Raw genomic sequence first — 13,108 nt, forward strand, 5'->3', positions numbered from 1 at the left:
ATGGCTAAGACCCTTCTGTTCGACGACGAAGCCCGCAAGGCACTCGAAAAGGGCGTCAACGTCCTGGCCGACACCGTCAAGGTGACGCTGGGACCCAAGGGCCGCAACGTCGTCCTCGACAAGGCGTGGGGCGCACCCACCATCACCAACGACGGTGTGACCATCGCCCGCGAAGTCGAACTCAACGACTCCTACGAAAACCTCGGTGCCCAGCTGGCCAAGGAAGTCGCCACCAAGACCAATGACGTCGCAGGTGACGGCACCACCACAGCAACCGTTCTGGCACAGGCGCTCGTGTCCGAAGGCCTGCGCAACGTGGCCGCCGGCGCAGCCCCCGGCCAGCTCAAAGCCGGTATCGAAGCCGCAGTCGAAGCCGTCGAGGCCCGCCTGCGCGAAAACGCCCGCGAAGTGTCCGGATCTGAGGAAATCGCACACGTCGCAGCACTGTCGGCACAGTCGGAGGAAATCGGCGAACTGATCGCCGAGGCCTTCGAAAAGGTCGGCAAGGACGGCGTCATCACCATCGACGAATCGCAGGCGTCCGCGGTCGAACTCGAATTCACCGAGGGCATGCAGTTCGACAAGGGCTACCTGTCGCCGTACTTCATCACCGATGCAGACCGCCAGGAAGCTGTTCTTGAGGACCCCTACATCCTCATCAACCAGGGCAAGATCTCGAACATCCAGGACCTCCTCCCGGTGCTCGAAAAGGTCCAGCAGGCATCCAAGCCGCTGTTGATCATTGCCGAAGACGTCGAAGGCGAAGCCCTGTCGACGCTGGTTGTCAACAAGATGCGCGGCATCCTCAACGTTGCCGCCGTCAAGGCTCCCGGCTTCGGCGACCGCCGCAAGGCAATCCTGGAAGACCTCGCAGTCCTCACCGGCGGCGAAGTCATCACGCCCGACATGGGCATGAAGCTCGAACAGGCCACCCTCGAACAGCTCGGCACCGCACGCACCGTCACCGTGACCAAGGACAACACCACGGTCGTCAACGGCGGCGGAGCAGACGAAGCTGTTGCCGGACGCGTCGCCCAGATCCGCGCAGAGGTCGAAAAGACCGATTCCGAATGGGACCGCGAAAAGCTGCAGGAGCGCCTGGCTAAGCTGGCCGGCGGCGTTGCCGTCATCAAGGTCGGAGCAGCCACCGAAGTTGAGCTCAAGGAGCGCAAGCACCGCGTCGAAGACGCAGTTGCGGCTACGCGCGCAGCCATCGAAGAGGGCATCGTCGCCGGCGGCGGCACCGCACTCGTGCACGCATCCGCTGCTGCCGAAGGCCTCGGCCTGGAAGGCGACGCAGCCACCGGCGCGGAGATTGTTCGCCGCGCTGTGCGCCAGCCGCTTCGCTGGATTGCCGAAAACGCCGGACAGGACGGCTTCGTCGTCGTGTCCAAGGTCGAAGAACTCGACCTCGGCGAGGGCTACAACGCAGCAACCGGCGAATACGGCGACCTCATCGGCAAGGGCATCATCGACCCGGTCAAGGTCACCCGTTCGGCACTGCGCAATGCAGCATCGATCGCAGCCCTGGTTCTCACCACCGAATCGCTCGTGGTCGAGAAGCAGGAAGAAGACGAAGACGACTGAGCGTCTAGCTGACGATTGGCTTATTGCCTGAGTTTGAGGCTCAGGCTCAGCGCCTGAGCCGTCTGGATTTGGGTGTGCCCACCCTTTAGCAACAGAAACTCCCGTTAGCAGTCCGGCTAACGGGAGTTTCTGTTGCTAAAGGGAGTCCTTGTGCGCAGGGCGCGGGTGACTCAGAAGGACGAGGTGGATCTCAGCTGCCAGAGGAACTTACCCCTTGCCGAAACCCTGAGTTCACGTTCCTGACACTCGTAGTCGGAATACTGAGCGAATTGGCTTTCAGCCGTACGAAAATCGAGCATGCTCCGGCCAGCATGCTGTGCACGTTGAGTCGAGATGAAAGTTCGCTGTAGTGAGTACGCCGGTGCGAGTATCTTCGATGTTGGGTGTTCCCGAACGCAGATTTCGTCCAGAGCTTCACGGTGTTCGCGGGCTTGCGCTGCTGGGTGTTGTGCTCTTCCACCTTTTCGGCCAAGGGCGAGTCTCCGGTGGCATTGACATATTTCTTGCGGTTACCGGTTTTCTCTTTGTCAGCATGCTGGTGCGGGAGTTCACCGCCGATGGCCAGGTCAACCTGACGCAATACTTCGGCAGACTGTACAGGCGAATCTTCATACCCGCAGCCCTCGTCATCGGCATTACGGCAGCCTTCGCATACTTCATCCTGCCCAAAACCGCTCACCGTCAGGCATTTGCTGAGGCGCGCGCCTCGCTTCTGTACTTTGAGAACTTCGAGCTCATCCGCTCGCAGTTGGCCTACGGGGCAGCGGGGCCGCAGACGTCGCTGTACCAACATTTTTGGTCACTGTCAGTACAGGGACAGTTCTATGCTGTGTTGCCTGTCTTCTTCGTCGCAGTGGCGATTTCCGCCGGCACAGTCCGGGGGATGCACTTTGTCCGGGCGATCGCCCTGGCCCTCAGCGGTGTTCTGATCATCTCACTGCTGTGGGCGGCCATCCAGGGTTTCTATGCTCAGGACAAGGCCTATCTGTCGACCTGGACCAGGCTTTGGGAGTTCGCGTTCGGCGGTCTTGCTGCTCTTGTCCTTGACCGGATCCGTGTGCGCAGCAGCTGGCGGCTGCCAGCCGGGTGGATTGGCCTTGCAATGATCGCCACAACTGGATTTGTGTTCGACGGAGGCCAGGTGTTTCCCGGCCCCTTGGCTCTGTGGCCGCTGTTCGGCTGGCTGCTCGTGATGGTTTCTGGGGACCTCAGCGGTACGCCCGCAGATCGGTTCTCGGCTTCGAGGTTCCTGAAGTCGCCCACGGTGCGCTGGTTTGCTGACCGGTCCTATGGCATCTACCTGTGGCACTGGCCGGTTCTCATCTTCTACCTGAACATCAGAGACCGATCCGCCGTCGGCATTAAGGGCGCGGCCCTTGTCTTCTTCATCACCTTGGTTCTCGCGGCAGCAACCTATCGGTCTGTCGAGCTGCGCCTGGCGCCGCGGTCGACTTCGTGCATAGGCACGATCTTCAAACGCAACAAGACCATGATCCCGGCAGGATCAGCGGCAATGCTTGTCGGGGCGCTTGTCATCACCCCTTTGGCCAATTCCAACGGTGAAGTCCGGACCGCATACGAAGACCTGAACCAGGACGTATACCCCGGGGCACACATCGCCTTTTGGGAGGACGACCGCGATCTTCCGGAGGCAGACATGGTTCCGATGCCAGAAGAGGCACGAGACTTCAAGTCCCCGTATTTCTATCAGGGTTGTGAGCAGAGCTCGGGCGATGACCCGGGCACGGATGTTGTATTGGTCTGTGAGGACGAAGGTGCGCCGTCGCAGCCCACGGCGACGATTGTTCTGACCGGCGGGTCATTCGGCGGCCACTGGGAGACGACGTTCAAAAGCCTGGCACGCAAATACGGCTGGGAAGTCATCGTGCTGGATAAGGGCGGCTGCCCGCTCGGCGGAGAACTGTCTCCAGACTCAATGTGCGGACGATACAACGAAAATCTTGTGGAATGGCTCGCCTCCAACGACGTCGACTTGGTGGTTGCGTCGGGATCCCGCACGGATGAAGCGCGGGATGAAGAGTACATTCTTGATCGCGCCCCGTACTGGTGGAAGCAGATCACCGAGACAGGCACGCAGCTGATGCTCATGCGCGCTGCACCCAAGGACAGCAACCTCGACATCCCTCGATGCTTGTCCGACGGCGGAACGTCGCAGGAATGCGGCATACCGAAGAAGTGGCTGAAAGAAGATCCGCAGACGGATCTTCCCGACGGCGCCTATTCGCTGGACATGAAGGAATACGTTTGTCCCGCCGTCAACGATCCACAAGCCGACAACTGCGATGCGATTGTGGGCAACATCCTGACCAGCTACGACCACGGCCACTTCACGGCGCCGTTTGCGCGTTCCCTGGCGGACGGACTGGAAAAGGAAATGCGGCAGGACTTCGGCTGGCTGATGCGGCAGAGCAGCGCCACCTGACAGCAGCGGCCGGGTGCAGGCAGTCTGCCGCTTGCACCCGGCCCTGACCGTGAAACACCTGAGCGTGAGCTAATCGGTCTGCGCCTCAGTCCACGTGAATTCGCCCTTCGCCGTCGAGGTGGGCTGTCACTCCGGTGCGCAGCCATTCGCCGTCAAGCGAATCGGCGGTTGCAAGCGGATTGCGCCAGAAGCTCTTCAGCAGGCCGGGACCGCGCAGCTGCAGCTCACCGTGCGAAGCCGAGACCTCTCCAGAGGCCGAACGCTCGTCGTCCCCCGCCGCCGCTGTATCCCCACCGGAAGCAGCAGCCGAGTCCCGGGCTTCCACCTCGTCAGGGGAGGCTCCGCCCATGGCGGTGCCGGAGCCTTCAACAATTCGAACGTCAATGCCGGTTCCCTGTTCGGCGGTGCCCACAGCTCCGGGAGCCTTCACAATGTCCTGAGCCGTGATCAGCAGACCGACACCCGCGGCAGCACCGGGGGAGTACAGGCCATAGAAGTGCTTAGCCCGATAGGCGCGCGCAATTTCAGCACCCACTCGCGGTGACGACACGGTGCCGAGCACAAAAATCCGCTCAATGTCACCCGGCGCAAAACCAGCAGAGGTCGCCCCCGGCAGAGTTGCAAGAAGCGCCGCTTCCGTGCCGGTGACCACCGTCGAACCGGCCTTCTGCACAAGTGATGCTGCCGAGGCCGGCTTGGGATCAGCCGACAACACCACCGCGGCACCCAACGACAGCGGGGTCAGAATCGAAGTGTGCAAGGCTGTGGGATTCCACAGGGGAGAGGCGGTCTGCACCACGTCATAGCCGTCGATTCCCATGGCCCGTGCAACAGCTGGCTGTGCTTCGGCCAGGCCGGCGTGGGTGAATACCGCGCCGCGCGGAATACCGTCAACAAGGTCGATGTACTGAATGAGCGCGGTCGCGGCGTCTTCGTATTCAGCTTCCGTGTACGGGTCGACAGCGTCAATGGTCGTTTCGAAAACAGTGCCGCCGGAACGACCGTTTCCACCGCGGCCCTCTGCACGCTGACTACGGCCGGCCTCGGACACAATCCACTCAATGCCCAGGTCAACGCGCTTGGCGGCTTTCCACAGTTCGGCCGACACGAGAGCAACCTCAATGCCCGCGTGGCTGATGACTGCTTCGAGGTCATCCGAATCCATCTTCGGATTCAGGGGAACGGGAATCGCCCCGAGGTACCACGCGCCGAACAGCGTATATACGGCTGAAGCGCTGTTGAGGGTCATTACGCCGATCCGATCACCGGGAAACACCTGGTGAGCGGCGAGCACTGCGGCCGCCCGCCGCGCCCTATCGTCCAGCTGCGCGTAGGTCACGCGCTCTGTCGGAGTGACCAGTGCGATACGGTCCCCATGGTCGGAAACAACGTTCTGCAGCATGGTGGTGAGCTTCACAGCTTCTCCTGTCGATAAAATTCCGGCCCGGTCGACTTTATCGCGAATACGCTGAACTCGGCGGGTTTTCTTATTTCAAATAGATTGCAAAATCGCGCTGTCACCAGGCCGAACCTTGTCCATTCCACACCCGCTCCGAGACTGCATGGAGGTTGTGATGCAAAGCCCCCTTCCTCCTCGTGAGGGGATCAGCGCAAACCGCCTGCGTGCTCCCGGCGGGAACCAGACATCCGCAAAAGCCCACCTGCCGGTGCCGAAGACCGTCCACGCGTGGCTGGCTCAGGAGTTCCCAGACCACTCTCCACAGGAGCGCACCTGGCTGACGGAGCACCCCGACGGCGGCTGTCTGACAGACGAAACCGGCCGTCCAGCCGCCCCGGAAGATCCCGTCATTCCCGGCGGCTTCTACTTCTTCCACCGGCCGGTCCCGCAAGAAGACCCCGTCCCCTTTGACCTCACCGTCCTCTATGAAGATCGCGACATTGTGGTCGTCGACAAACCGCATTTCCTCGCTTCGACCCCCAACGGCCGTTTTGTGCGCCAGTCGGCGGTGACCCGTCTCCGCCTTGAGCTGAACGAACCCGACTTGGTTGCCGTCCACCGGCTGGACCGCGTGACCGCAGGCCTGCTGCTGTTCTCACGGCGCCGCGAAACCCGAGGCGCCTACCAGGTTCTCTTCCAAAACCGCCGCGTGCACAAGACCTACCGCGCGCTCGCCTGGCTGCCGCCCGACTTCGACCCTGAGACCCTGCCTGCCGTCCGCCGCACCCGCCTGCACAAAACCAAGGGCGAGCGCCAAGTGGTTGAACTGCCCGGGATCCCCAACACCGAAACCCGCCTGCGGTTTGAGGGCATCCGCGGCTGGGCTGCCCGCAGGCTTCCGCCGGAATCGGCACCCCTCGTAGGGCCGAAAGCCTCGATGCCGGCTCACGAGGCGGAGCTCACCTCGATCGGAGAGTTCGCCTTGGAGCCGGTCACCGGGAAGACCCACCAGCTGCGCGTACACCTCAATGGGCTGGGCGTGCCGATGGTGGGTGATCCCGTCTACCCGGCTGATTGGGCACCGGACCCGTACGATTTCTCCGACCCGCTGCAGCTGGTGGCAGACGGGCTGCGCTTTGCCGATCCGCTCAGCGGGAAGGAACGGGAGTTCCAGTCGAACTTCCCGCTCACGCTGCCGGAGGGGCCGGCTCGGTGAATGTGCTCAGGCGACCATTGAGGACACCATGCCTGTCAGGTAGGGGACCAGCCAGATGGCCCACACGGTGACAGAGAATCTGTGGAAGACGGCCTTGGCCCGCTGGGTGCCCTTGATCATCACGATGAGAGCCCAGAAGAAGTGCACTGCCATGAGGATGAGCGCGATCAGGCCGGTGATCGCCATGGTGATCGACAGAATCTGGGCGGGGGAACCATCGGGTGCGTTCGACATTGTCGATGCGCCGGCGGCGGCAATGCGGCGCATCACCTCGGTCCCTGACGCGTCGAAGAGCAGGCCTGCTCCGAACAGGGCCACGTGCGGCCAGGTGAGGGTCTTCTTCAGACGCTCGGCCCATACGCCGATCGTGTAGAAGACCAGTGCCAGTGAAATGAGGACAATCGCAAGAATCAGCATGCCTTCAGCTTGGCGTGCTCAATTCTTCGGCACATCGCGCGGAAAGCTGAATTCGGGGTCATACTTTCGGCTGATTCTGCGCTTCACCCGCATCGGGAAGACCAGCGCGAACCCCTTAGGATAGGTTCATAAAAACACCGCGGATGTCATGCGAATGGCACGCGGTTATGGTCTCAACCGGAGGAAGGGTTCTCTTGCCAGAGGTTCACCAGCATTTCAAAGACGCAGAAGATCCGTTTTCGCTCACCGGTCTGACCTATGACGACGTCCTGCTGCTGCCGGGAGACACAGATGTCATCCCGTCGGAGGCCACAACGAAAACTCGCCTGACGCGCGAACTCGACATTGCGGTTCCGCTGGTCTCAGCCGCTATGGACACCGTGACGGAATCCCGCATGGCAATCGCCATGGCCCGCTTCGGCGGTGTGGGAATCATTCACCGCAACCTGTCGAAAGAAGATCAGGCCGCTCAGGTCGACTATGTGAAGCGCTCGGAATCGGGAATGATCACCGATCCGGTGACGATCACTGCCGAAAAGTCACTCGAAGAGCTTGACCACATGTGCGGTCAGTACCGCATTTCCGGCCTTCCGGTGGTTGATGATGACAACACTCTCGTGGGCATCATCACCAACCGCGACCTCCGCTTTGTGCCGCGCACTGACTTCGCCACCACCACGGTCGGCGAAATCATGACGAAGATGCCGCTTATCACCGCTCCCCACAATGTGTCCGCCGAAAAGGCCTACGAACTGCTGGCGGAGCACAAGATCGAAAAGCTTCCGCTGGTTGACGAGAACAACAAGATTCAGGGCCTTATAACGGTCAAGGACTTCGTCAAGCGCGATGAATACCCCAACGCCTCAAAGGACGGCGAAGGACGCCTGCTCGTGGGTGCTGCGGTCGGCTTCTACGGCGATGCTTTTGAGCGGGCGGGTCTGTTGGCCGAAGCGGGTGTGGACGTCCTGGTGGTCGACACCGCCAATGGCCACGCCCGCGGTGTGACCGACATGATCACGTCGCTCAAAAAGGATCCGGCGTTTAAGGACGTGCAGGTCATCGGCGGTAATGTGGCTACCCGTGCGGGAGCTCAGGCGCTCATCGACGCCGGGGCTGACGCCATCAAGGTGGGTGTGGGCCCGGGCTCCATCTGCACCACGCGCATCATCGCCGGTGTGGGTGTCCCGCAGGTCACCGCAATCAACCTGGCCTATCAGGCTGCCCGCGAAGCCGGTGTGCCGGTCATCGGCGATGGTGGTCTGCAGTATTCGGGCGACATCGGCAAGGCTCTTGTCGCCGGTGCCGATTCGGTCATGCTCGGTTCGCTGCTGGCAGGCTGTGAGGAAAGCCCCGGCGAGCTCATCCTGGTCAACGGCAAGCAGTACAAGGCATACCGCGGTATGGGCTCACTTGGGGCTATGGCTCCGCGCAAGGGACGCTCCTATTCCAAAGACCGCTACTTCCAGGCCGATGTCGTCACCGACACCGACCTTGTGCCCGAAGGCATTGAGGGCCGTGTTTCCTACCGCGGTCCGCTGCGTCAGGTGGCCTATCAGCTCACCGGCGGCCTGCGTCAGACCATGTTCTACGTGGGTGCCCGCTCGATTCCGGAACTGAAGGCCAAGGGGCAGTTCGTGCGCCTGACCACTGCGGGTCTGAAGGAAAGCCATCCTCACGACATTCAGATCACCCAGGAAGCCCCCAACTACCACTGATCCGCCGCAGCCGATCCGGCGTCTGTGATCGTCTTCTGTGCGCCCGTGCCTCTGGCCGGGCGCACAGCTGTCTGCTCACGAGGCGGAGGTCGCGGCTGTCGGGCCTACTGCGCTGGTGTGCGGTGCAGGACGGGGCCTGCGTCGTGGGCTTGCACCGTCGGTCCATGTCAGGGGTGGATGCTAGGGTGAGCAAAGTGACACGGGGTGCCGCGAAGCAGCGGCTGAGATTAACCCGTTGAACCTGTGTGGTTAGGACCAGCGAAGGGATGTCATGGAACTCAAAGACTATGCGGGCGCACTGCTTGAAACTCTGCGGCAGCGCACGCCGCTCGTGCAGTGCATTGTGAACACGGTCGTTCAGCAGTTCGCCGCAAATGTGCTCTTGGCGTCAGGTGCCAGCCCCGCCATGATCGACCACGAAGCCGACGCTGCAGACTTCGCCGAAATCGCCGACGGTCTGCTCATCAACTTCGGCACACCAACATCCCACCAGTACTTGTCAGCTGACGGTGCCATCGACACTTTCGCTCAGTCCGGCAAACCGTGGGTGCTCGACCCCGTGGGCTTTGGGATTTCCGGGCACCGCACCTCCAGGATTATGCTCGCTCTGAACAGCGGCCCGGCCATTGTGCGCGGCAATGCCTCCGAAATCATCGGCCTGGCCCAGCAGTCCGGCAGCGCCCGCGGAACCGACTCAACGCACTCCGTCGACGACGCCCTGGCAGCAGCGGCAAGCCTCGCCCAAACCGGCATTGTCGCCGCCGTTTCTGGGGAGTCTGACGCCATTGTGTTCGCCGACGATTCCGCAACCCACACCGTGACGATCACAGGCGGCAGTCCCTATATGCCCAGCGTCATCGGCACCGGGTGCTCGCTCGGAGCACTCGCTGCCGCCTACGCCGCGACAGCTGCCCACACCCGGCAGACACAGGACCTCAGCCCCCGGGTGAGAACAGGCATGGCCGCGGCAGCAGCGCACCTGCACTTCACCTCGGCCGCCCAGGCAGCGCACACACAAGCCAGCGGACCCGGAACATTCGCCGCGCACTTCCTCGATTGCATGCACGCCGTGGGGCCAGATGACCTAGCCCGAATTGAGACCGCGTGGACAACGGGAGGAACCGCATGAGCGCACCACTGGACCGCCTGTCCGACTACCGCACCGACCTCTACCTGGTCACTGACACCGCCATGGCCGAAAGCGCCGGGCGCACGGTGGCCGAGACCGTCGCCCAGGCAGTTGCCGGGGGAGTGGGCATCGTGCAGGTGCGCGATAAGCACATTGACGATGCAGGCTTCGAAAAGCTCACCCTGAGCGTGCTCGATGCCGTTGAGCGCGCACGCGCTGAGCACAGCATCAAAACTGACGTCCCCGTCTTCGTCAATGACCGCGTCGATGTCGCAGCCCGCCTTCTGGAGCGCGGCAGAAAAGTCCACGTGCACGTGGGTCAAGGCGACATGTCGGCAGACGATGTGCGCCAGCGCATCGGTGCGGAACCGCTGCTGGGTGTTTCAGCCCAGGAGCCCGAACACTTTGCGCGCGCTCGAAGCCAGAACGTCGATCTGGTCGGCATCGGGCCGGTGTACGCCACCCAGACCAAAGAGACCGGACGCAGTGCCATCGGCCCGGAAGGTTTCCGCGACCGCGCCGGAAAAGCGGGCCTGCCCGCATTTGCCATCGGCGGGATCAAAGACCACAACGCCGCAGCGCTGCGCGGTACGGGTGCCGCGGGAATCTGCGTTGTGTCAGCCATCATGACCGCACCAAACCCGGCCGGAGCAGCCCGGGACATTCTGGCGGCCTACACAGGAGAAAGCTCATGACCGCAGCAGGCCATCGTCCTCCCGTCGCCGTCACCATCGCCGGCACCGACCCCTCCGGCGGTGCGGGAATCCAGGCGGACCTCAAAACCTTCACGGCTCGCGGCGCATACGGAGCCAGCATCATCACGGCCCTCGTCGCACAGAACACCCACGGAGTCAGCCGCATCTACGAGATCGACCACGACTTCGTGATCGACCAGTTCGATTCGGTCGTTGATGACATCCACGTTGACGCGAGCAAATCCGGGATGCTCGGCACACCGGAACTCGTGCAGACCACGGCAGACTATGCTGCGGCTGGCCGTCTGGGCTTTTTGGTGGTCGACCCCGTCATGGTCGCAACCTCCGGCCACCGACTGCTGGCAGAGAGCGCAATCGAAGCGGTGCGCACCGCTTTGCTGCCACACGCCGGTCTCATCACTCCCAACCTGCCTGAAGCAGCACTCCTGCTGGGCGATGACGAACCCGAAGCCGGCACTCCCGCACAGATGCGCGAACAGGCTGCCCGCCTGCTGAAAATGGGGCCGAAAGCCGTGCTTCTCAAAGGCGGGCACGGTGCCGATGACATCGTCACCGACATCCTCGCGGTTGCCGAAGGCGACGACATCGCGTGGCGCGAATTCAGCCACCCGCGCGTCTTTTCGGCCAATACCCACGGCACCGGCTGCACGCTGTCGGCGGCCATAGCCGCAGAGGTCGCCCACCGCCGGCACGCTCTGGCTACCGCGGGAGAAGACCCTGCGGGCGCTTCGAGCGGGGAGGCGCTGGGGGATGCCGTCGGTGCGGCACTTGACTACCTGGCCCGCGCCATCGGCAGCGCAGCCGACTGGCAGCTGTCGCTGAACCCCGACGGTGCCCACGGGCCGGTCGACCACATTGTCGACATCACCCGCTGAGCGCAGAGCACTGAACGCTGCAGCAGTGCCCACACAGTGCTGAGTACATCAGCGCACCCCTGCAATAAACCGAAGCGGAACAACGACCGCAAAACGACTGTCAGGAGACACAATGAGCGAATTCATCGCAGGCCCCCACAGCCGTGAACTCTGGGAACACGTGGCCCCCATCATCAACGACATCGAAGCCCTGCCCTTCATCGAACAGCTCTCGGACGGCAGCCTCGACCCGAAGGTCTTCGTCCACTACCTGCTGCAGGACGAGGTCTACCTGGACGGCTACGGCCGGGCAATGGCCCAGCTGTCGAGCAAGTCCTCCCGCAACGACGACATGGAGTTCTGGGCAGGAGCGACATCAGAAGCCGTTGTTGCCGAAAACGAACTCCACGAAGCCGTCTTCGCAGACGAGGGCTTCGCCCCGCTGGTCAGGGAAATCCAGCAGGAAACCGCGCAGGCTCGCGGTCTGCGCCACGGTGAGCGCGGCTCGGACGAAGGCCGTGACGCCGAAACCGTCATCGTCAGTCCCACTTCCCTGGGCTACGTGTCGTTCCTCATGGCCACAGCCGCACTGCGCCCCTACCAGGTGGGTGTAGCCGGTGTGCTGCCGTGCTTCTGGGTGTACGCCCACATCGGCAAGGTGCTCATGAAGAAAGCCGGATCCAGCCTCGACGGGCACCCCTTCGCTTCGTGGATCACCATGTACGACAGCCCCGAATTCGACGAAGCCACCCGCGGAGCCGTTGCGATCCTCGAACGCGAAATGGAACAGGCCACCCCGGTAATGCGCGCTGAAATGAAGGCCGTGTTCGAACAGGCCAGCCTGTACGAACTGCACTTCTGGGCCAGCGCCCACGTCTACGAGGACTGGACGACGCCGAAGCCCTGATTGACGAGGTGCCGCCCACCCGCACCGCGTCAGTGCGCTGGGATAAGCTGGGATACGTGAGCACAGAGTTGGAAATCGGCCGCGGAAAGCGCGGACGCAGGGCCTATTCACTAGACGACGTAGCGGTTATCCCTTCGCGGCGCACCCGCGATCCCCGGGATGTTTCACTCCACTGGCAGATCGACGCCTTCCAGTTCGACCTGCCCTACCTTGCCGCACCCATGGACTCTGTCGTCAGCCCGGCAACAGCCATTGCTCTGGGCCGACTCGGCATGCTCGGTGTGCTCGACCTCGAAGGTCTGTGGACTCGCTACGAAGACCCCCAGCCGCTGCTTGACGAAATCGCAGGTCTCGACGACCAGCGCGCCACCGAGCGCATGCAGGAGATCTACCGCGAACCCATCAAGGCCGAACTCATCACGGCCCGCCTGGCGCAGATCCGCGAAGCCGGTGTGACCGTTGCCGGTGCGCTCACACCGCAGCGGACCCAGGAGTTTTACCAGACCGTCGTCGACGCCGGGGTTGACCTTTTCGTCATCCGCGGCACCACGGTCTCCGCCGAACACGTGTCCAACACAACCGACCCGCTCAACCTCAAACAGTTCATCTACGAACTCGACGTCCCCGTGATCGTCGGCGGTGTCAGCGCCTACACACCTGCCCTGCACCTCATGCGCACGGGTGCCGCCGGGGTGCTGGTGGGCTTCGGAGGCGGTGCAGCATCC

The 13,108-nt window shown here is 62.7% G+C and carries 11 protein-coding genes and 1 riboswitch; of the genes, 9 read left to right on the plus strand and 2 right to left on the minus strand.

The window, feature by feature from the left end:
• On the plus strand, positions 1–1,587 hold the full coding sequence (gene groL / locus HMPREF3162_RS03825) for a chaperonin GroEL (protein ID WP_070574625.1): 1,587 nt from the start codon (positions 1–3) through the stop codon (positions 1,585–1,587).
• Between the two features lie 361 nt (positions 1,588–1,948).
• The gene (locus tag HMPREF3162_RS03830; RefSeq protein WP_070776961.1) at positions 1,949–4,030 is read left to right on the plus strand and encodes an acyltransferase family protein; all 2,082 of its coding nucleotides are present in this window, start codon (positions 1,949–1,951) and stop codon (positions 4,028–4,030) included.
• Between the two features lie 85 nt (positions 4,031–4,115).
• Here the strand turns inward: HMPREF3162_RS03830 and HMPREF3162_RS03835 are convergent, their stop codons facing one another.
• The gene (locus tag HMPREF3162_RS03835) at positions 4,116–5,447 is read right to left on the minus strand and encodes an AMP-binding protein (protein WP_070574621.1); all 1,332 of its coding nucleotides are present in this window, start codon (positions 5,445–5,447) and stop codon (positions 4,116–4,118) included.
• A 157-nt stretch (positions 5,448–5,604) separates the two neighbouring features.
• On the opposite strand from HMPREF3162_RS03835, the gene HMPREF3162_RS03840 reads away from it, so the two are divergent.
• Positions 5,605–6,645: a pseudouridine synthase gene (locus HMPREF3162_RS03840; RefSeq protein ID WP_083318895.1), complete on the plus strand. Its 1,041-nt coding sequence runs from the start codon at positions 5,605–5,607 to the stop codon at positions 6,643–6,645.
• A gap of 6 nt (positions 6,646–6,651) precedes the next feature.
• Here the strand turns inward: HMPREF3162_RS03840 and HMPREF3162_RS03845 are convergent, their stop codons facing one another.
• Positions 6,652–7,062 (minus strand): HsmA family protein, encoded by a 411-nt coding sequence (locus HMPREF3162_RS03845; RefSeq protein WP_070776963.1) that lies wholly within the window; start codon positions 7,060–7,062, stop codon positions 6,652–6,654.
• 167 nt (positions 7,063–7,229) lie between these two features.
• On the opposite strand from HMPREF3162_RS03845, the gene guaB reads away from it, so the two are divergent.
• The 6 genes from guaB to HMPREF3162_RS11990 form a co-directional block, all read left to right on the plus strand.
• A complete protein-coding gene (guaB, locus tag HMPREF3162_RS03850) occupies positions 7,230–8,777 on the plus strand; it encodes an IMP dehydrogenase (protein ID WP_070776964.1) in 1,548 nt (515 codons plus the stop codon).
• Positions 8,778–8,967: 190 nt separating this feature from the next.
• Positions 8,968–9,061: riboswitch (TPP riboswitch) on the plus strand.
• Entirely contained in the window at positions 9,049–9,906 is an 858-nt protein-coding gene (gene thiM, locus HMPREF3162_RS03855; protein WP_070776965.1) for a hydroxyethylthiazole kinase, read from the plus strand. (Overlaps the previous riboswitch by 13 nt.)
• Entirely contained in the window at positions 9,903–10,601 is a 699-nt protein-coding gene (thiE, locus tag HMPREF3162_RS03860; RefSeq protein WP_070776966.1) for a thiamine phosphate synthase, read from the plus strand. The genes thiM and thiE overlap by 4 nt, the downstream gene beginning before the upstream one ends.
• Complete coding sequence (gene thiD / locus HMPREF3162_RS03865; RefSeq protein ID WP_070776967.1) at positions 10,598–11,497, plus strand: bifunctional hydroxymethylpyrimidine kinase/phosphomethylpyrimidine kinase; 900 nt, start codon at positions 10,598–10,600, stop codon at positions 11,495–11,497. The genes thiE and thiD overlap by 4 nt, the downstream gene beginning before the upstream one ends.
• Positions 11,498–11,609: 112 nt before the next feature.
• Positions 11,610–12,383 (plus strand): TenA family protein, encoded by a 774-nt coding sequence (locus HMPREF3162_RS03870; protein ID WP_070776968.1) that lies wholly within the window; start codon positions 11,610–11,612, stop codon positions 12,381–12,383.
• 56 nt (positions 12,384–12,439) lie between these two features.
• Positions 12,440–13,108, plus strand: a 669-nt coding sequence (locus HMPREF3162_RS11990; RefSeq protein WP_256282677.1) for an IMP dehydrogenase, incomplete at its 3' end; no start/stop codon positions are given.

This window comes from Brevibacterium sp. HMSC07C04 (assembly GCF_001815905.1).
GTDB lineage: Bacteria > Actinomycetota > Actinomycetes > Actinomycetales > Brevibacteriaceae > Brevibacterium.